This window comes from Cytobacillus spartinae (assembly GCF_042865285.1).
Classification (GTDB): Bacteria; Bacillota; Bacilli; order Bacillales; family Cytobacillaceae; genus Robertmurraya_A; species Robertmurraya_A spartinae.
Genome location: NZ_JBIACK010000012.1, coordinates 79,323 through 99,584 on the forward strand (window position 1 = coordinate 79,323; position 20,262 = coordinate 99,584).

At 38.3% G+C, this 20,262-nt stretch carries 17 protein-coding genes, 1 pseudogene, 1 riboswitch and 1 other annotated feature; of the genes and pseudogenes, 10 read left to right on the plus strand and 8 right to left on the minus strand.

All coding sequences use genetic code 11. From position 1 onward, the window contains the following. Nucleotides 1-13: 13 nt before the first annotated feature. Complete coding sequence (locus ACFYKX_RS20360; protein WP_389363101.1) at nt 14-637, plus strand: thioredoxin family protein; 624 nt, start codon at nt 14-16, stop codon at nt 635-637. 59 nt (nt 638-696) lie between these two features. On the opposite strand, the gene ACFYKX_RS20365 is transcribed toward ACFYKX_RS20360, so the two are convergent. The 3 genes and pseudogenes from ACFYKX_RS20365 to ACFYKX_RS20380 form a co-directional block, all read right to left on the minus strand. After that, entirely contained in the window at nt 697-1,260 is a 564-nt protein-coding gene (locus tag ACFYKX_RS20365; protein WP_389363103.1) for a GNAT family N-acetyltransferase, read from the minus strand. Between the two features lie 414 nt (nt 1,261-1,674). Continuing rightward, nucleotides 1,675-2,855, minus strand: a pseudogene (locus tag ACFYKX_RS20370) (IS3 family transposase). Between the two features lie 676 nt (nt 2,856-3,531). Beyond that, on the minus strand, nt 3,532-4,164 hold the full coding sequence (locus ACFYKX_RS20380; RefSeq protein WP_389363107.1) for a pyridoxamine 5'-phosphate oxidase family protein: 633 nt from the start codon (nt 4,162-4,164) through the stop codon (nt 3,532-3,534). 177 nt (nt 4,165-4,341) lie between these two features. On the opposite strand from ACFYKX_RS20380, the gene ACFYKX_RS20385 reads away from it, so the two are divergent. Next, entirely contained in the window at nt 4,342-5,235 is an 894-nt protein-coding gene (locus ACFYKX_RS20385) for a YegS/Rv2252/BmrU family lipid kinase (protein WP_389363109.1), read from the plus strand. Between the two features lie 53 nt (nt 5,236-5,288). Here ACFYKX_RS20385 and ACFYKX_RS20390 read toward each other — a convergent pair whose 3' ends face one another. After that, nucleotides 5,289-5,723 carry a Dps family protein gene (locus tag ACFYKX_RS20390; RefSeq protein WP_389363110.1) on the minus strand — a complete coding sequence of 145 codons (435 nt, stop codon included), beginning with the start codon at nt 5,721-5,723 and terminating at the stop codon, nt 5,289-5,291. Between the two features lie 309 nt (nt 5,724-6,032). On the opposite strand from ACFYKX_RS20390, the gene ACFYKX_RS20395 reads away from it, so the two are divergent. Beyond that, complete coding sequence (locus ACFYKX_RS20395; RefSeq protein WP_389363112.1) at nt 6,033-6,926, plus strand: sulfite exporter TauE/SafE family protein; 894 nt, start codon at nt 6,033-6,035, stop codon at nt 6,924-6,926. A 42-nt stretch (nt 6,927-6,968) separates the two neighbouring features. Here ACFYKX_RS20395 and argS read toward each other — a convergent pair whose 3' ends face one another. The 3 genes from argS to mgtE form a co-directional block, all read right to left on the minus strand. After that, nucleotides 6,969-8,657, minus strand: a complete 1,689-nt coding sequence (gene argS, locus ACFYKX_RS20400; protein WP_389363223.1) for an arginine--tRNA ligase — start codon at nt 8,655-8,657, stop codon at nt 6,969-6,971. A gap of 69 nt (nt 8,658-8,726) precedes the next feature. Continuing rightward, nucleotides 8,727-8,960, minus strand: a binding site (T-box leader). Nucleotides 8,961-9,008: 48 nt separating this feature from the next. Beyond that, nucleotides 9,009-10,181 carry an FtsW/RodA/SpoVE family cell cycle protein gene (locus tag ACFYKX_RS20405; RefSeq protein ID WP_389363114.1) on the minus strand — a complete coding sequence of 391 codons (1,173 nt, stop codon included), beginning with the start codon at nt 10,179-10,181 and terminating at the stop codon, nt 9,009-9,011. Nucleotides 10,182-10,612: 431 nt separating this feature from the next. After that, nucleotides 10,613-11,971 (minus strand): magnesium transporter, encoded by a 1,359-nt coding sequence (gene mgtE / locus ACFYKX_RS20410; protein ID WP_389363116.1) that lies wholly within the window; start codon nt 11,969-11,971, stop codon nt 10,613-10,615. A gap of 537 nt (nt 11,972-12,508) precedes the next feature. Between mgtE and ACFYKX_RS20415 the strand changes: the two genes are divergently transcribed. After that, nucleotides 12,509-13,282 (plus strand): hypothetical protein, encoded by a 774-nt coding sequence (locus ACFYKX_RS20415; protein WP_389363225.1) that lies wholly within the window; start codon nt 12,509-12,511, stop codon nt 13,280-13,282. Between the two features lie 64 nt (nt 13,283-13,346). Here the strand turns inward: ACFYKX_RS20415 and ACFYKX_RS20420 are convergent, their stop codons facing one another. Then, entirely contained in the window at nt 13,347-13,619 is a 273-nt protein-coding gene (locus ACFYKX_RS20420; RefSeq protein ID WP_389363118.1) for a hypothetical protein, read from the minus strand. A gap of 199 nt (nt 13,620-13,818) precedes the next feature. Next, nucleotides 13,819-14,024, plus strand: a riboswitch (cobalamin riboswitch). A 187-nt stretch (nt 14,025-14,211) separates the two neighbouring features. Between ACFYKX_RS20420 and ACFYKX_RS20425 the strand changes: the two genes are divergently transcribed. Genes ACFYKX_RS20425 through ACFYKX_RS20450 form a run of 6 tightly spaced genes read left to right on the plus strand, consistent with a single transcriptional unit; the run spans nt 14,212 to nt 20,261 of the window. After that, the gene (locus ACFYKX_RS20425) at nt 14,212-15,183 is read left to right on the plus strand and encodes an ABC transporter substrate-binding protein (RefSeq protein ID WP_389363120.1); all 972 of its coding nucleotides are present in this window, start codon (nt 14,212-14,214) and stop codon (nt 15,181-15,183) included. Beyond that, entirely contained in the window at nt 15,167-16,195 is a 1,029-nt protein-coding gene (locus ACFYKX_RS20430; RefSeq protein ID WP_389363227.1) for a FecCD family ABC transporter permease, read from the plus strand. Before ACFYKX_RS20425 ends, ACFYKX_RS20430 begins: the two co-directional genes overlap by 17 nt. A 44-nt stretch (nt 16,196-16,239) precedes the next feature. Further along, complete coding sequence (locus ACFYKX_RS20435) at nt 16,240-17,715, plus strand: heme ABC transporter ATP-binding protein (protein WP_389363122.1); 1,476 nt, start codon at nt 16,240-16,242, stop codon at nt 17,713-17,715. Beyond that, nucleotides 17,709-18,674 (plus strand): adenosylcobinamide-phosphate synthase CbiB, encoded by a 966-nt coding sequence (gene cbiB, locus ACFYKX_RS20440; RefSeq protein WP_389363229.1) that lies wholly within the window; start codon nt 17,709-17,711, stop codon nt 18,672-18,674. The genes ACFYKX_RS20435 and cbiB overlap by 7 nt, the downstream gene beginning before the upstream one ends. Further along, entirely contained in the window at nt 18,649-19,719 is a 1,071-nt protein-coding gene (gene cobD / locus ACFYKX_RS20445; RefSeq protein WP_389363124.1) for a threonine-phosphate decarboxylase CobD, read from the plus strand. Before cbiB ends, cobD begins: the two co-directional genes overlap by 26 nt. Continuing rightward, on the plus strand, nt 19,701-20,261 hold the full coding sequence (locus ACFYKX_RS20450; protein WP_389363126.1) for a bifunctional adenosylcobinamide kinase/adenosylcobinamide-phosphate guanylyltransferase: 561 nt from the start codon (nt 19,701-19,703) through the stop codon (nt 20,259-20,261). Before cobD ends, ACFYKX_RS20450 begins: the two co-directional genes overlap by 19 nt. The last annotated feature ends 1 nt before the right edge of the window (nt 20,262 follow it).

Here is a 20,262-nt window from a genome sequence, read left to right on the forward strand (position 1 = left end):
ATGTAGAAAACAGTTGCCAGTTTGGCACGAATTTTATCAAAAACATAAAGGTAATTCCTTTGAAATTTTATCGGTGGCTGTAGATTTAAGAGGGGCCGAAGTAGTTAAAGAGTATACAGAAGGCCAGGAGTTTACGACAGTTATCGATTCAGAAAATTTATTAGCGAACTACTTTGGATTTAAGATTGTTCCTAATGGAATTTTTATTGATGAGGAAGGAACAATCCGCTTGGTAAAAGAGGGCTTCCATGTGGATAAAGAGGAACACACATCGGCAATTGAGAGCCTTATTAAAGGTGAAGCTGAAACAGTGGAGCTTAAAGATACTTATTATAATCATCAAAATAAAAACAGCATGGAAATCCAGCTGTCGCAAACGAAGTTTAAATTGGCACAAGAATACACGAAGTCCAACCGTAAGGAAGAGGCATTAAAAGAATTAGATGAAGCATTAGCGTTAGATCCGGAGAATTTCCTAATTCGAAAACAACGATGGTATATTCGCCACCCAGAAAAATTCTCACCAACGATTGATGTTGAGTGGCAGCAAGAACAATTGAAAATGGAAAAAGAGCAAGAGGCAAAACAGAATATGGACGATTGTGGTCCCGATGGGTGCAAGATTCCAGGGACATAGGTAGAAAAAGCCTTCGTTACCTTTCTTTGTAGCAGTAACGAAGGCTTTTTTACTTAATTTTAATTATTGATATGAAGCTTTCGGTACTCGTCCTCGAGAATACTCATTAGGATTGAATCATGATATTGATGATTATAATATAGTGCCTCGCGCTGAACGCCTTCTTGTTTGAATCCCAATTTCTCATAGACACTTGCAGCTCGTTCGTTAAAAGCAAATACGTTCAATTCAACTCGGTGTAAGTTTAAAATACCAAACCCGTAGTCTAACATAAGCTTCATAGCTTCTTGCCCGTATCCTTTACCTTGATGCTGATCTTGGTTAATCGCAATACGAATATTCGCGCTTCTGTTCATCCCATCAATACTTTGAAGTGCTATATCCCCAATAACCTCGTCTGTTTCTCTTAAAGCAATTAAGAGAAGGACAGAAGTAGAATCAGAAGCTTTCCCTTCAATATAACGGTGTATTTGTTCTTTTGTGAATACTTTTTGAGTCCCCGTTAGCATGCGGGTTTGAGGATGATAGAGTGTCTCAAAATAAAGCTCTGTATCATCAAGACTTAAAGGTCTTAGATAGACTCTGTTTCCTTCTAAAAATCTAACAGGTTTTGATTCTAGCATAAAAAATAACCCTCCATTCCGTTATAATTAACTATATCAAACAAGCTAAAACTGTATAAGTAGGCAGATAGAAAAAATTTTACAGGACAGTTTAAGGAGTTCTGACAGGAGCGGGAGAAAAGGGATGGGTAGAGTCAGAAGAAGAGTCAAGTTCTGACAGGAGCGGGAGAAAAGGGATGGGTAGAGTCAGAAGAAGAGTCAAGTTCTGACAGGAGCGGAAGAAAAAGGTTGGATAGAGTCAGAAGAAGAGTCAAGTTCTGACAGGAGCGGGAGAAAATGGTCTTCTGTCAAGAAAGTGGACACTAAAAAATGACTATAAATAAATTCAGAATTACTACCGCACTTCGTTTGGTCGGGCCTTAAAAGAAATCAATCCAAGACCATGATTGATTTCTTTTAAGGCCAAATGAGATTTTATGAGGCCTGTAGCCGTAAAATGGATTGTCCCTTTTGCTCAAATTGACTAGGGGAACAATAACCTAATGTTGAATGCCTTCTTTTTACATTATAGAAACCATTAATATAATTGTTGATTGCCTTCACTGCTTCAGCTCTTGTTGTAAAACGTCTTCGATAAATAAGCTCTTTTTTAATGGTTGCGTGAAAGGATTCGATACAGGCATTATCGTATGGATCTCCTTTTTTACTCATACTTATCTGCATTTTGTACTCGTTTAATCTATCAATATAGTCAATTGAACAATACTGAGAACCCCGATCAGAATGGTGAATAACGCCTTCACCAGGCTGCCTTATGATAAGAGCCATATTTAATGCTTGTAGGCACAACTCTTTCTTCATATGCGGCTCAACACTCCAGCCTATAATTTTCCTGGAGTAAAGATCCATAACCGATGCTAAATACAACCAACCCTCAAGCGTCCAGATATAGGTAATATCGGTTACCCATACTTGGTTTGCTTCTTCCACACTAAATTGGCGATTGACGAGGTTAGGGTAGATATGTAAGTCATGTTCAGAGTCGGTAGTAACGACATATTTATCTTTTGGAGTAGCCATTAATCCCATTTCTTTCATGATCCGAGCGACTGTTTTTTGAGACACTGAATAACCCCACTCCACCAAATCTGCGTGCACTCTTGGACTTCCGTAGGTACCAAGGCTCTCATGAAATGATTTACTAATCTTTTGTTGAAGTTCAATACGATAGGCTTCTCTTTCCGATAGTGGTTGCGTTTGTAGCTTCATCCACTTATAGTACCCACTTGATGACACACCAAGTACTTTGCACATCTTCACAACAGCGTGTTCATCCGTGTGAGCCTCAATAAACGAATAGATTATGCTTGGTTTTTCGTGAAGATGTGCATGGCCTTTTTTAGGATTTCATTTTCTTCTCTCAACTGTTCCATTTCTTTTTCATATTGTTTTTTTAACTTTTCAAGCTCAGTAGGAGTCATGTAATTCTCATTGGTTTTCCCTGCATTTATTTTATTCCTATAGGCACTCACCCACCGACTGATAGATTTGGAAGAGATCTCAAGCTCGTAAGCAACTTCGCTAGCCTTTCTACCCTCTTCAACAACTAACTTTGCCACATACTCCTTATACTCCTGGGGATAATGTTTAGCCATATGAACACGTCCTTTTAAATGATGATTGTATTATAAACTAAATCTCATTTTTCTGTGTCCACTTTTAAGACTAACTTTAAAAAGGATTGGGCAGAGTCAGAAGAAGAGTAAAGTTCTGACAGGAGCGGGAGAAAAAGGTTGGGTAGAGTCAGAAGAAGAGTCAAGTTCTGACAGGAACGGGAGAAAAGGGATGGGTAGAGTCAGAAGAAGGGCTAAGTTCTGACAGGAGCGGGAGAAAAAGGTTGGGTAGAGTCAGAAGAAGAGCTAAGTTCTGACAGGAGCGGGAGAAAAAGGTTGGGTAGAGTCAGAAGAAGAGTAAAGTTCTGACAGGAGCGGGAGAAAAGGATTGGTCAGAGTCAGAAGAAGAGTCAAGTTCTGACAGGAGCGGGAGAAAAAGGTTGGATAGAGTCAGAAGAAGAGTCAAGTTCTGACAGGAGCGGGAGGAAAAGGTTGGGCAGAGTCAGAAGAAAAGTCAAGTTCTGACAGGAGCGGGAGAAAAAAGGTTCGGTCTGTCAGAAGTACATTCACCTTGACACAAATAACCTCTTAATAATCCATAATTGAATTATTAACGAAAAACAGCCTACCAAACACTTTGTAATTTGGTAGGCTATTTCAGTTCTGAATCAAACGCAACTTTACAATAGAGATGGCCTCTCCTGAAACATCAACATCACTAATACAACCTCTTCGTATAGCTCTCTTCAAGAAGTTCTACCATGCTTTCTTCATCTACGTCGGGTAGATTTACATGTTCTGCGAGCATTTTTGGCATGTTAGGGAGAGTTTCTTTTGATAGCCAAGAATCAGGTTGCCAAAGGTGAGATCTCTTAAATGCTTTAGCACAATGTACGAAACATTCCTCTACTTTTACAACGATCCCAAGGAGAGGATCCTTTCCAAATGCCTGCATTTTGTGCAAAATCTCTTCGTCACGAACAACCCATGCCTCACCGTTAATCCTTAACGTTTCTTCCAATCCTGGAATGAGAAAAAGGAGCCCGACTCTTTTGTTTGATAGGATATTCCTTAACGAATCCATTCTTCGATTTCCGGGGCGTTCAGGTATGACAAGATGTTTTTGATCGAGTACGTGGACAAACCCCGGAGCATCTCCACGTGGGGATGTATCGCAATTCCCTTCCGCATCTGCTGTAGACAGCATTAAAAAAGGAGATTTGCTTATAAACTCCATACAATTATGATCAAGGTAAGATATCGTTTTATTTTGTACGGTTTTACTTGGAAAACCAAGTAACGTGCGCAATTCCTCTTCAGTTTGAATGACATCAGTAAATGGTTGATTCATGTTACCCTCCCAAAAAATGTATTAATAATAGGTAACCACTCTAATCGTAAAATTCCACAGGTATGGATAAAACTCCTTTATATTTCTATAACTCAATCCTCACCTACTTTTAATTACTCTCGTTTTGGGTAATACATGAAGTAACGTTTTAAAAGCGTAAAAGGGGAGGATGAAGCGATGGATGTTCAAAAGGCAATGCTTATATATAACGGAAAAGCTGGCCAGAAAGATGTTTATGATTCTTTAAAAAAGTGTGTCCCAGTGCTAGCGTCCCATATTGATCAATTAATCATTATGAAAACAAAGAGATCTTTGCATGCTAAAGAAATCTGTGAGAAGTATGGGGATCAAGTAGAGTTAGTCATCATTCTTGGTGGAGATGGCACTGTGCACGAGTGTATAAATGGGTTAAGTAGATTGGAGAAACGGCCAGTTGTGGCAATCCTCCCAGGCGGTACCTGTAATGATTTTTCAAGAAGCTTGCAGATAAGCCAAGACATTCAGGAAGCCGTAGAACAACTAGTGAAAGGAGAAATGGTCTCCGTTGACGCAGTTAAAGTAAATGAGGACTATTTTATTAATTTCTGGGGTATTGGACTGGTTACAGAAACTTCAAACCATATTAGAGAATCCGAAAAAGCGATTCTGGGTAGAGTAAGTTATTTCCTTAGTGCTCTTAGGACAATGAAGGATTTAAAACCGTTCAAATACAGATTGCAACGAGATCATGAAATGGAAGAGGGCAAGGCAGTCATGATTTTAGTCACAAATGGAAGCTATATCGGCACCAACCCTCTACCTTTTATAGATATTTCTGTTAACGACGGTTACGCTGAGATAGTTGTTGTAAATGAAGCCAATGTAACATTACTGAAAGATATTTTTGAAATCGGTGTACTGGAGGAAAAGAATAAGGATCAACATATCCAACTATTTAGAGCGAAAGAGATTTACATTGAGACTGAAGATGAACTTGATGTGGATATGGATGGCGAGGTCTATTTGAATACACCTTGCAAGCTTGAAATACTACATCATCACTTTAGAATGTTGAAGCCGAGTCAAACATAAAGAGTCCGTGCGTTATATCACGGACTCTTTTATAAATATTCGATATGATAATTTTATTCTCCAAGGTAGGCAGTAAGCATCCAAACATGTGTATCAATTTTTTCAATTAGTCCTACTGCTAAATCGTTAGTGATCACATCATTTTGGCCTTCTGCTAGTTCAGCTAATTGGACGAGATCTTCTTTTATGTGCTTATAGTCATTTACAAGTGCAGCCACCATTTCGCTAGCAGTTGCTTCGTTATTCGTCTCAATTAATGTAGCAGTCTCTAAATATTCCTTCATGGTTGCAACGGGCTCTCCACCAATTGCAAGTAGACGCTCAGCGAGCCCGTCCACAACTAAACCAGCCTCATTATATAATTCCTCAAATTTCTCATGAAGTGTAAAGAATAAAGGTCCTTTTACATACCAGTGAAAACGATGTAGTTTTGTGTATAAAACGTTCCAATTCGCTATTTGTAAATTTAAAGAAGATTGTAAGTTCATCTTTATTCCTCCTCATTACTTGGTAATATAATTATAACAAATTTAATATTAAAATCAATATTAAATTATAATTATTATAAATAAAATATTTTTACTGTGCATATGTTAGAAAGGAAAGTGCTAGCACGAATTAATCATGTAAGAATAATTGATCAACCTCACTGCTAGTACTAAAATCATCCAATCGTGTTAAAATAAAATAGATGGTTGTCTAACCGTATAGAATAGAAAGTCTACTCATAGGTATGGTAGGAGTACGGTAAAGTAGCCTCTGGTCGGATTTTAATTTAAAAATTTGTAGGATTTGTCATGAGGTGTTTTATTTTGTTGTTGTTTCTTTATTTCCTTCTAGGTGGGGTTATTAGTGTTATGTCCGGTTTTTTTGGGGTCGGTGGTGGGTTTGTTCTTACACCGATTTTACTATTATTAGGCTACTCACCGATTGAAGCCATCACAACAAGTTTATTTTTCACCATTGGAACATCGGTTTCTGGGATGGTTGCGCATATTCGCTTGAAAAATATTCAGTGGAAAACAGGGATGATTCTTGGTTTAAGTGGGGTAGTAGCAACACAAGTTGCTCGACCTTTTGTGTTATATTTGGAACGAAATGGCTTTGATGAAGTGGTTATTCCTTTGTTCTATATCTTTTTACTTTCGTACTTCGCCATATCCATGTTTCTTCAAGGGAAAAAGCCTTCTTTAACAGGTGTTGGAAAAAGCAATTCAGTGAATGGTGTCATGTATAAGATGGTATTGATCGGCTTTCTCGGAGGGTTCATTTCAACCACTCTAGGAGTGGGTGGCGGTTTTATCATGGTTCCTCTTTGTATATCGGTTTTAGGGATTTTGCCTAAAAAAGCTGTAGGCACTAGTCTATTCGCTGTCCTAATGATTGTTACGGTTGGCTTTACATCGTATGCATTTACGATATCAATCGATTATAGTGTGGGCATTATTTTAATTCTCGGCGGTCTTATTGGTTCTCAGTTCGGTGCAAAGTTCACTACCTTTTTCAAAAATAAAGAAATTAGTCTACTCCTCAGCATGCTATATATAGCGACTTTGGGTAGCGTTATTTTAAAATTAGCGCATTTAAGCCTGATTGGATTAATTCTTTTAACCGTGTTTGTCATCTACTTTTTCACAAGATCTTTAATGAGGTTTAGGGTACAAAGAAAGAGTATGAATCCTGCTAGTTAATATAGAAAGAGCCTATCGAATGGAACGATAGGCTCTTTTGCCTTACATTTGTTCTGGAACCTTCATTCCTAGCATCTTCATTCCCTCGGTTAAAACTAATGTAACAGCTTTTAGTAAGGAAATTTTGGCTTGGAAATCATCCGTTTGTTCAAGAATTCTTACTTGACCATAATATTTATTAAACGTTTGAGCAAGGTCGATTAAATATTTTGCTAATATAGAGGGGGAAAGGGTCTCGAATGATTTTGAAATCTTCGCTTCAAATTCATTTACGAGCTTTACTACTTCCCAGCTATATAGATCACTCAAGCCATCCTTTAAATCATCAGCTACACTGCCTTCCGCTTTCCGTAAAATAGAATGAGCTCTTGCGTTTGTATATTGAAGATATGGACCTGTTTCACCTTCAAACGTAAGCATATCCTCTAATGAAAACTCGATATTATTTGTGCGATCATTCTTCAAATCATGAAAGATAATGGCTCCAACGCCAACTGCATGTGCAATGCTTTCCTTATTCTCCAAGTTTGGATTTTTTGCCTCAATATTCTTTTGAGCAAGCTCCATAGCTTCCTTTAGAACATCTTCAAGAAGGATAACTCTTCCTTTTCGTGTAGACATCTTTTTCCCATTTTTCATATACAAGCCAAAAGGGACGTGGATCATCTGATCTGACCAATCAGAGCCTAATTTTTTTAGAACGCCTTTTACTTGTTGAAAGTGAACGCCTTGTTCTTGACCGACGATGTATAGAGATTTATCAAATTGATAGTTCTCGTAGCGATAATAGGCAGCAGCAAGATCACGAGTGGCATAAAGAGACGCACCATCAGATTTCTTGATAAGACATGGAGGCAGGTTGTTTTCATCTAGACGCACCACATAGGCACCTTCTGATTCCTCTAATAGGTGATGAGCCTCCAACTTCTCAATTACTTTTTCCATTTTATCATTGTAAAAAGCCTCTCCATTGAAGGAATTAAATTCTATTCCAAGAAGGTCATAAATGCGCTGGAATTCTTTTAGGGACTCTTCTCTAAACCATTTCCAAAGTTCTGTCGCTTCTTCATTTCCTTCCTCAAGAGCTTTGAACCATTGACGTGCCTCTACTTCAAGTTGAGGGTCTGATTCTACTTCTTCATGAAAATGAACATATAATTTTAGTAATTCTTCAATGGGGCTTTGGGCCACCTTATCTGCGTCTCCCCACTTTTTATACGCTGTAATCAGCTTTCCGAATTGCGTTCCCCAGTCACCTAGGTGATTTACTCTAATCGTGTTGTACCCACATTTCTCTGCGATATTTGCTAAAGCATTCCCAATTACGGTCGAACGCAGATGGCCCATGGAGAAGGGCTTAGCGATATTAGGTGAAGAGAAGTCAAGGACAATGTTTTTCCCAGTGCCATTAGTAGAATTTCCATAAGAATCTTGGTTCTTAATTACGGCATTTAGAATATCCTTGCTTGCCTCTGCTTTTGAGAAAAAAACATTAACATATGGTCCTACAGCTTCGGCTTTCTCGATTAATCCACCTGTGATTTTCTCTGATAACTCTTGTGCAATTAGTGTGGGGGATTTACGCAGCTCCTTTGCAAGCGTAAAACAAGGAAATGCTAAGTCTCCATGAGTTTGATTTTTTGGTACCTCGATAATCGACATAATTTGTTCCCTGGTAAGGGTGTGTAAGTGCTCTGATAATATCTCTGAGAAAGTTGATTTAAAATTAATCATAATTGTTTCTCCTTTGTCCTTTTTTAGCGTGGTTTAGAGAATAAAAAAAGCCCGCCTCTATTATTAAATAGAGACGAGCTATTGCCCGCGGTACCACTCTGATTGTCCGTATGGACCTCCTTGAAAGCATAACGACGCTTAAATCTCGGCACGACCTAATAAGCTTCAGTCCTGCATCTCGGAAGTGCGCTTCATAAAAGGATTTCAACAGGCTTCCACCAAGTGAAAAATGATCATTTTCACATCCCTGTCTCGCTTCAGAAACTTGCCTTTTACTACTCTCTTCTTCATTGATTTTCCATATATGATTAATCGTTATTATACACAAGGTAACATTTTTTACAAGTCCTAATTATTATCTGAACCAAACATATAGGTCTTGTGGTGATAGCGTATGCTAAAGATGAGGCCCATCGCAAACATATTTCCCATTAACGAGCTCCCACCGTAGCTAATGAACGGAAGAGGGATTCCGGTGATGGGGAGAACTTGAATCGTCATCCCGACATTTTGGAATACATGGAATGTGATCATACAAATAACCCCAGCACAAATATATGTATTGAAAGGATCCTTTGTGTCCAAAGCTGTTTTTGTAAGATGGTAAATTAGGATGAAAAATAGACCTATTACGATACTTGCACCAGCAAAGCCGTATTCCTCGCCTATTACGCTAAAAATAAAATCGGTATGGCTCTCAGGGATATAAACCACTCTCTCTCCAAAGCCTTTTCCCGTCAATAGACCTGAACCGATAGCCTGAAGGGATTTGTGTAAGTGGTATCCCCAGTCACCTTGAAAGCTTTCCGGGTCAAGCCAGGAATAAATCCGATTAAACTGATAGGTATCAATGCCTAAATATTTTTCCAAAACCTCAGGAATCCAAAGAACCATATAAATAACGGTTGCAGCGAGTGCAGCCCCTGCTGTGAGGATAGGAATGATAATTTTCCACGATATTCCTGATACCAAAAGGAGCCCGAAAAATATTGCCATAATGACCAATGCTGTACCTAAATCTTGGACAATAATGAGTCCCAAAGGAGGAAGGGTTGTAATTCCTAGTTTTATAAATAAGACAAAGTCTGTTTTAAGTTCTTTCGTTATGTATTTTTCATGATGAGAAGCAATAATGCTGCTTAATGCTAAAATTAAGAAAATTTTCATGAATTCTGAGGGCTGGACAGATCCTAATCCTGGTAAAACAAACCAGCTTTTCGCACCATTTCGAATCGGTGCTATTGATTCAGGTGCAACAATCAGTGCCCCTAGAAGGAGTAGACCAAAACCATATAAATACCAGCTTAACTTACGATATTGGTAACTATCAAAGTACATGACAACAGCAACGATGACTGCACCGATAAAATAGTAAATGATTTGCCTAAGAAAATAATTTTCATTGTACTGCTCAGTTGTTTGGGCACTATAAATTGCTAGACAGCTAATGATACAGAACAAAAGCAAAATAAAGCTTAAGGTCCAATCAAATTTTTCAACTGGTCTTTTTTGTTTTTCCAAGTTCCACCACCTGCCCTTCAACTCTCAAACTGATTATCTAGCAAACTCATTAGGTCTCATGTTATTAAACCAAAATTTTCCTCACTATTAGTATATTAAAGTAAACTTGCTCACGAACATAGTAATTTATTTTTTTAAAAAAAAATGATGACTCAGTATTATGACGTATTGAAGGGTCATATGGTTTCTTAGTAGGTTAAATTTGTTATGGAAGTTCGGACAGAGGAATCAGTAAAAGGTGAAGTACAGTCCGAAGCTGAGCCAAGTTCGGACAAAGGATGATGTAAAAGGCGAAGTACAGTCCGAAGGCGAGCCAAGTTCGAACAGAGGAAGCAGTAACAAGTAAAGTACTGTCAGAATGGGAATCAAGTCATGTGCATAAGCAGAATAAACAAAAAAATCACGAAAGACCAAAGTCCTCCGTGATTACGTTACATCAATTTATTCAAAAACATCGTCGCGATCCCAAAATAGGTTACGAGTGAGAAAATATCATTCAAAGTTGTAATGAGTGGACCCGATGCGATTGCAGGGTCAACATTAAAACGGTATAGAATTAACGGAATGACGGTTCCAGCCAATGTACCAATAATAAGGGTTAATAATAGCGAACTACCTACAACGAGTCCTAACACAAAACTACCTTGCCATACTAGAGCAATGATAGAAATTAATATTCCACACGTTAAACCAATAATAATTCCTACACTTAATTCCCTTAAGACCAGTTTTGTAACAACCTTTTTATCGATATCATGGGACACAAGCCCTCTAACAACTACGGCAAGCGACTGTGTTCCGGTGTTTCCGGTCATACCAGCAATCATGGGCATGAAGAATGCCAGAGCAACGACTTTTTCTAGGGTTTCCTCATAGGTGCTAATAATACTCCCTGATACCAGCCCGATAAATAACAGCAATATGAGCCAGGGGAGACGTCTGTAGGCAGCGACAAAGGATTTCGTTTCAAAATCAATAGATTTCCCTGTTGCGGATAATTTTTCAATATCTTCATTTGCTTCTTGGATGACGACGTCAATAATATCATCGACGGTAATAATTCCAATCAGTGTGTGTTTTTCATCTACTACAGGGACAGCGAGAAAGTCATAACGCTCAATAATACGAGCGACCTCTTCTTGGTCTGTGTCTACTAACACGGATATTACCCGCTCGTACATAATATCCCGAATCACCTCATGAGCATCAGCCATAAGGATGTCCCGGTATGAAACAACACCGACAAGTTTTTGATGTTGGTCAACTACGTATAAGTAGTTAATGGTTTCTGCGAACTCAGCAAACGTTTTGAGCTTGTCTACAGCTTCTCGGACTGTGTAGTTGTCTCTTATCCAAACGAATCGGTTGGTCAATAGCCTACCGGCAGTCTCAGGAGGGTAGTTCATAATATCTTGGACGATTTTAGACTCTTCTTTTTTCATCCCAGATAATAAGCTCGCTATCTTCTCTGGGGAAAGGTCATCTAGCAATGATGCTAAATCATCATTATCCATAAGGTCTAGGACCTTCCCTGTTTTTTCAATCCCTAATCTATTTAATACATCTATTTGTTCTTCCTTCTGTAGCTCTTGAATGAGATCGGCAAGAAGATCGGTATTTAAAAACAGTAAAAAACGTTTTTTATGTTTTTCCGGTAATTCTTCGTAGATTTTAGCAATATCATATGGTTGTAGCTCATCCGTGATGATTTCAAATTCTTTTTTCCGATTTTCCTTTAGAGATTTTATGATATAAAGGGTGATTTGATCTTCCGTCATATTTTTGATCATTTCTTACCCTCCTTTGTTAAATAGGAATGTTCAGTACATAATAAACCATGATTATTATAAAGAATATTCGGGTGGATGGAAATGGTTAAAAATAGACATGTTTCGGAATGATTATTTCTTTATTACAAAGAAACAATTTTTAAGATATTTTTTGATGTTTTTGTTACAATAAGACATATGTTTTTGGGCGTTAGAACCACCTCGTTACCATGAGTTGAGTAAGTATGAAAGCTCTTTTCAGCGCTAAAAGTAGCATTAATCCTTATTTCCATTGGGATAGGACATGTACGAAACCCACATCATATGAAAATAGCCTTAAGGTAAGGTACTTTTCGTAAACTTTGTTGCTATTTAAGTACTCTTCACACTGCTTTTAAACGGATTATGGTGCTGTTTTCTTTATTTTTTGGAAGAAAGATTCCACGAGGCAGCATAGAATCCGTGTTGGAGACCATATACCAATAGCAACAATCTATGCGAAAACAGCCTAAGGTAAAAAGCTAAAAGTCTTATGTTCGGAGGTTTTTGCTCTTGAAAATGAATAATAATGGTGTTCGAGATCTTATTTATGTTTACTTCAATGAAAATGATCAATATGTTCTATCGTACGGAATTGAGTTTGCTGAGTTTGCTAGCGCGTTATCAGACCTGTTTAACAACATTCTTCTTTTGAAGCACCAGTTTGATGGTGGTGATTTTAACATACATACATTGTTAGAGTATGTACCAAATGATCGGTTAAACAAGCTTTTTGAGGAGCCTGTCTATAATTATGGTGACTTTTGCTGGGTGGATTTTGAGGAAATAGACGGAGTTGACGAATTGCCTCCACAAACGCTTGCAGAGTTGCTATATTTAGGGCATATTAAGGATCACTTAAAAACGCCCTTTTACAACCATCTACGAAATCGTTTTGTCTACTTAGCTCACGACGACGGATGGTGGAACAAGGTATATTATCGAAATACGATGGACTTCTATCGAATGTTAGGTGATGTACTGGCGGATAAGCTTAGTGATCTTAAGCCTGAGAAGAATCTTATTGGCTTAAGGAAAAAGAAAGCGTATCCTTCTGTAAACAAAGATGTGTTATTAAATTTAAAGACGCTGATGAAAGAAGGGATTTTACTCTCCTTAAAAGATGTCGAACAATCTCGGGCGAGAATTGAAATCCCCATCTGGGTGATTGGTGACTTTAACAATATGGATGACATGTACGAAGAATATGAAAGAATCGCAAAACAAAAATGCGATATCAAAATCGTTTTCGATAAGAAAACTAAAGAGTGGAAAGCATATTCATCTCTTTAAAAAAGTCTATGGGAAATGCTTAAAGAAAAAAGCCAAGAAACCTATTTTAATGGATTCTTGGCTTTTATAAATTCTTCAATTTTTTTACGGTTGCTACTAGTAAAGGTATCGTTAAAGCAATCATAAGCAATAGAGTGATCACGCATATGTAAAATAGCAAGTTAGGTGTATGTCCAAATTCATTAAACCAAAATAAAGAACCCGCTACCAATCCTATTAAAAATAATTCAAACATGAAAGCAACGCTAAAAAATAGAATGTAGGAGAATATAATCCCTGTATGTGAAATATGTTTTAACGTTAATCCTTCCCAACAGAAATCGGCGATTTTGTTCATTTCAACCACTCCATCAACTTCTAAAAGTTCATTTCTAATAGAAATGCTTTTATACATAGTATGTCCAATTGAGGAGGAAAATAACTTATCTTCTAAGGGTCTGGGAAGTAGCACTTGAAAAAATTGTAGAAATTTATCAAAAAATGGTTGCTATCTTCACGTATTGATAGTGTATAATCGGAACTGACGGAAAAATTCATACATATGAACAGAATAAGGTGTCTTTATTAAAGTTTGATTCATTTGAACTTTATGAGACTTAATAGGGAAGTTGGTGAAAAACCAACGCGGTCCCGCCACTGTAAATGGGAGCAAGCTGACGTATACCACTGTACAATCGTATGGGAAGGTGCCAACTTGCAATGACCATGAGCCAGGAGACCTGCCTTCATTCTAGTGCACCAGAAAAACCTACGAGGATAGGGAGGTGTGTGGCAGTCTTTAATTACTATGTTTTTAATAGTATTAATTCTTATCCATACACATCTCCATGCCTATTGGAGATGTTTTTTTATGGCTTTTTTCTAATAAAAAAGCCATTGGTTACACTCATCTGTATGAGCTTATCTACATAAAACAGGGGGCTTTATAAATGAAAAAGTTATACTCATTATTATTTTTAATGCTGCTTTCAGTTGGAATTCTAGCTGGTTGTGGGGAAGAAGAAACAGCGCCGGTTGAAGAAAAAGATGCTGGTGAACAGGTTGAAAAGGTAGAAGAACCTGCTTTTCCTGTAACCATTAAAGATGCAATTGACGAAGACGTAGTGATTGAAGCGAAGCCAGAAAAGATTGTTTCACTTATTCCTAGTAACACTGAAATTGCTTTTGAATTAGGGTTGGCAGAAGAAATAGTTGGAGTCTCTGACTATGATAATTACCCTGAAGAAACAGCAAATAAAGAAAAAATCGGCGGAATGGAAATGAACGTCGAAAAAATCATTTCTTTAGCACCTGATTTGGTGTTAGCACATGCTTCAAGTGCACACAACTCAACAGAAGGTCTTCAGCAATTAAGAGACTCTGGTATTGCTGTGCTTGTTGTAAATGATGCACAAAACTTTGATCAAGTATTTGAATCAATCGAGATGATTGGAAAAGCAACTGGTGAACAAGAATCTGCTACTACCTTGGTTGCAAACATTAAAGAAAAACTTGAAGAAATAAAAACAAAAGCTGCTGAAGTGACTGAAAAAAAATCAGTATTTATTGAAGTATCACCAGCTCCAGAGATTTATAGTCCAGCGAAAAACACATTCATGGACGAAATGTTAACAATTATCAACGCTGATAATGTTCTTAATGATCAAGAAGGCTGGGTACAAGTGGACCAAGAGGCAATTATTGAGCGTAACCCAGATGTAATTGTTACAACATATGGTTATTATTCAGAAGATCCTGTTGGCCAAGTAACAACTAGAGAAGGTTGGCAAAATGTAAGTGCTGTTGTGAATAGTCAAGTAGTTGATATTCACTCTGATTTAGTTAGCCGTACTGGCCCAAGGCTTATTGAGGGAGTAGAGGAACTTGCAAAGGCTGTTTACCCGGATGTATTTAACCAATAATAAATTCATCGCCTATTTACTGGCTCTAGCATTCCTAGTAGCTTCATTGCTACTAGGGATTTCAATCGGTACAGTGCCAGTTCCGATTATGAGTATTATAAAAATAATAGGATCTGAGCTATTCCCATTTATAGCTTTAGATGGTATTGATCCTATGCATATAAATATCGTTCAAAATATACGTTTACCTCGAGTTATTTTAGCAGGTCTTGTAGGGGCGGCACTCGCAATTGCGGGTGCGGCCTTTCAAGGTCTCTTAAGAAATCCTTTAGCAGATCCTTACACATTAGGTGTATCATCAGGTGCGTCTGTAGGGGCTGTACTGACCCTGTTTTTTCAAATTTCTATCCCTTTTATTGGCTCCTATACATTACCATTATTAAGTATCCTATTTTCCTTTATTACGATTTTTCTTGTATTAGCATTTGCTCAAAAAATTGAGCGGTCCATGAAAGTGGAAACGATTATTCTAACTGGCATTATCTTTAGTTCTTTTTTAGGAGCACTTATTTCTCTAATGATTGCCCTAACAGGTGAAGAGTTAAGACAAATTATCGGATGGCTATTAGGTAGCGTGTCGATGAGAGGATGGGCTTATATTAAAATCATCCTACCTTTCTTTATCATGGGATCCATCATCCTCCTATTGAACGGAAAAGAACTAAATGCCATGTCATTTGGCGAAGATCGAGCCCATCATTTAGGGGTTAATGTTCAACGAAGAAAATTAACGATATTAACAGCAGGTTCGATATTAACCGGAGCTGCTGTAGCGGTATCCGGAACGATTGGATTTGTAGGGCTAGTGATTCCTCACCTTACGAGATTATTATGGGGCCCAGACCATAAACATTTGCTTCCTCTTTCCATCTTAACCGGAAGCAGCTTTTTAATATTAGCCGATCTTGTTGCTAGGACGGTTATCTCCCCGACGGAGCTTCCTATTGGTGTAATCACGGCATTGGTCGGCGCACCGGTATTTGCTGTTATACTTATAAAAAGAAGAACGTAAGAGGTTCAAAGAATATCATAGACAAACTGAAAGAAGTGACGAACATGCTACATGTAAAACATTTATCTGGAGGATATACAGGCGAGTCGATTTTAAAGGATATTTCCTTTGAAGTTGAAAAAGGAGAGCTGTTTGGCATTTTAGGTCCAAATGGTAGTGGAAAAACAACCCTTCTAAAAATGATAAGTGGCATTTTAGCATATAAGCATGGTTCTATTTCTATAAATAGTAAGACTCTTTCTGAATACACACCGAAAGAACTTGCGAAAATTGTTGCTGTCCTCCCGCAGCATTCTTCACAAGCTTTCTCTTATACCGTGAAGGAAACCGTTTCACTTGGACGTTATGCACATCAAAAAGGATGGTTTCAAACTTGGAGTGATGAGGATGAAAACACCGTACAAAGAGTAATGGCCCAAACAGGAGTGGCGGAATTTCAAGATAAGAACATTCAAGAATTATCTGGTGGGGAGCGTCAAAGAGTATATCTAGCACAAGCACTTGCACAGGAGCCTGAAATTTTACTTTTAGACGAGCCTACCAACCATTTAGATCTTTCCTATCAAAAGGAACTTTTAGACCTTCTGAAAAAGTGGACGAAAGAACGAGGTTTAACAGTCATTTCTATTTTCCATGATTTAAATTTGGCAGGTCTTTACTGTGATCGCTTGCTTCTGCTCGAGAGGGGTACAATTAATATTAACCACACGCCTAACGAGGTCTTAAAGGAAGAGCGAATCAACAAAGTATACGACACAGAAATAGAAAAGCAACCTCATCCGAAGGTGCCAGCCCCTCAAATGGTCCTTATGCCAGAGTGGCAAAAGCATGCAGAGGTATCTTCCATCTCCATTAACCCAGAGTTGCTGGAATTTTCTGATGAAAAAATTGTTCTTCAATCACCCATTCCTTTAAGAACTATGTCTTCTGGAGTAGTTGGTTCGGGAACTGGTTGGCATCAAACGTTTGTCAATCGCCATGTGGGAATGGATTATAATTGTAGTGATCATCGAGTAGAGATGGTGGAGTATTTAAGGAATCACGGATTTGAACCATCTGAAACAGTGGGAATGATGACTGCTGTGATGCTAGCAGATGTATCATATAAGCTTTATAAAGAAGATGATTTTTCCGTCATGGTAGTGGTAACAGCTGGAGTGGGGAATGCCATTGATGCTTCTAAAGGTGGCATGCATGCCTTTTCGCTAAAGCCTGGTACCATAAATACATGGCTATTTGTGAATGGCCAATTAACAGAAGAAGCTTTTATCCAGAGCATTATGACGGCTACTGAAGCGAAAGTAAAGGTCATGCAGGACCAACAGGTGTTGGATTCTGTAACGAAGACGATAGCAACGGGCACGTCAACGGATAGTATTCTCATCGCTTCCACACAAAAAGGAAGATTACTTGATTATGCTGGCCCCATTACCGCACTAGGACAGTTAATAGGAAAAGGAATCTACGAGTGCACAACAGAGGCCATTGTAAAATACCGTAAAAGGAAGCAAGGATTATGATCTCACACTTATTAGCTATCACATTGGCATACTTTTTAGACTTAATCATCGGGGATCCACCCAAATACCCTCACCCTGTCAGATGGATAGGGAGTCTAATTTCAAACCTTACAAGTAGGTTAAATACAGGAGAATCTCGAAGAATAAAAGGAGTGCTTATGCTCCTTTTTGTTTTACTAATGGTCTTTACCATTACGGGCTTCATCGTATGGATTTCATACGAGGTACATATGGTGTTAGGTATAATGGTAGAAGCTTTTATAATTGCTACCACCATCGCACAAAAGAGTTTAAAAGAAGCAGCATTGGAAGTGTATTACCCACTTAAGAATGGGGATATAACAGAGGCAAGGGAAAAGCTCTCCTACATCGTCGGGCGGGACACAGACCATCTAGAAGAAGGAGAAATTGTTAGAGGGACCGTTGAGACCGTTGCAGAAAATACGAGCGATGGAGTAACAGCTCCTCTTTTTTGGGCGTTGATAGGTGGCGCACCACTGGCCATGGTGTATCGGGCTATAAATACATGTGATTCTATGGTTGGCTATAAAAATGAAAAGTATCTTGAATTTGGCTGGGCTTCTGCTAGATTGGATGACCTTGTAAACTGGATTCCTAGCAGACTTACAGGTTTTATCATGTTAGTTGGGCATCGACCAGATAGAATAAGTTCCAAGAAGGCATGGGAAATCCTGTTCCGTGATGCCAGAAGACATCCTAGTCCGAATAGTGGCTGGGGCGAAGCAGCCGTAGCAGCATTATTAGGTATACAACTGGGCGGCATTAATTATTATAAAGGACTTATTTCGAATCGAGCTAAAATGGGTGACCCACTCGTTCCATTGGAGAAAAGTCATATTATTAAAACTAATAGCATTTTAGGAAGAACGGCTTTTCTATTTTTACTAGCATTGTGGATAGGAGGAATCATCATTGAAATGGCCTTCTCATGGATCTAACCCTCAATATTTATATCAAGAATTGGGTTTGAGTTTACCACTTGATTACATAGATTTTAGTGCCAATATTAACCCTCTAGGTCCTCCTCAAGTCTTAAAGGAGAAGTGGGCTGACTTTTATAACGAAATTAATGATTACCCAGATCCATATGGGGTGAGGTTAAAGCAATTAATTGCTAAGAAAGAGAATGTTCATGAAGATACTATTTTACTTGGAAATGGCGGCGCAGAGCTCATTACTCTTATAGGCAGGTTGTTATATGGCAAAGATGTGCTAATTGTTTCCCCTACTTTTTCAGAGTATGAAAAGGCTTGTCGTGTAAATAAGTGTACTGTTCATTATCATCTTCTTCAGGAACCGAACTGGGGTTTGAGTGTCTCTGACTTAAACTTAGAAAAAATGAATGCAGTGTTTTTGTGCCATCCTAACAACCCCACAGGCGTACAATACTCGTATTCTACCATTCTTGCTGTACTTGAAAAATGCGAGCAAAACGGTGCTTACTTAGTTATAGATGAAGCTTTTTATGATTTCTTAGAGGACTATATACCGCTTACCCCGTTGTTGCAAAGGTATCCCAATTTAATCCTATTACGATCGATGACCAAAATGTACAGCATACCTGGGATTAGACTAGGATATGTGTTGGCAAACTGGACTGTCATTAAAAAGCTAGCAGGTTATCAACCACATTGGAGTGTGAATTCTCTAGCTATGATGGTAGGGGAGGAATGTCTACGTGAAGAATCATTTACTTTACATACACAGACATATATTTCTCAGGAGAGAAAAGTGTTATTTAGCTTTTTTGAAAAAGCAGGATTTGAATACTCTCCTTCAAGGGTGAATTTCTATCTAGTACGTGATTCATCATTAACCGACCAATTACCTTTATTCTATTTTTTATTAAAAAAAGGAATTGTTCCAAGACATACTTTTAATTTTCCTAATTTAGAAGGCAGATGGCTTCGCTTTGCCGTTAAAAGTAAAGAAGAAAACGCTAGACTCATGGAGGTGTTGAGTGAGTGGAGACAGCAGAACTAATCTTTGTTTCTGGCGGTGTACGAAGTGGAAAGAGTTCGTTTGGAGAGAGGTTAGCAATTGAGAAGGCTGAAAAAATAGGTGGAGCCCTTCACTATATTGCCACGGGAAGTAACTCCGATGCTGAAATGAAAGAGCGGATTATGAAGCACCAGCAAGACCGAATGGAAAGTCATGCTAACTGGAAAACTTGGGAGAAGGAAACAAGCGTTCATGAACTTGCCAGTTGTTTTAAACAAGGTGATGTCCTCCTGCTAGATTGTCTAACCACACTTCTAAACAATGAATTTTTTTCTGGTGAATACGAGTCGCAAGAAAGAAAAATCTATGAGCGGATTTGTAAGGGAATTGAACACCTTTCAGAAAGCTGTAGTACCTTAATTGTTGTCAGTAACGAGGTTCTTAATGAGCCGCTATTAGATAATACGCTCGTTTATACCTATTGTCGATTAATTGGACACCTTCACCAACGGTTGGTAGAAAAAGCGACGGAAGCTTATTTGGTTGAAGCAGGTATCCCAAAGCAAATGAAGAAGGGAGGGTAGC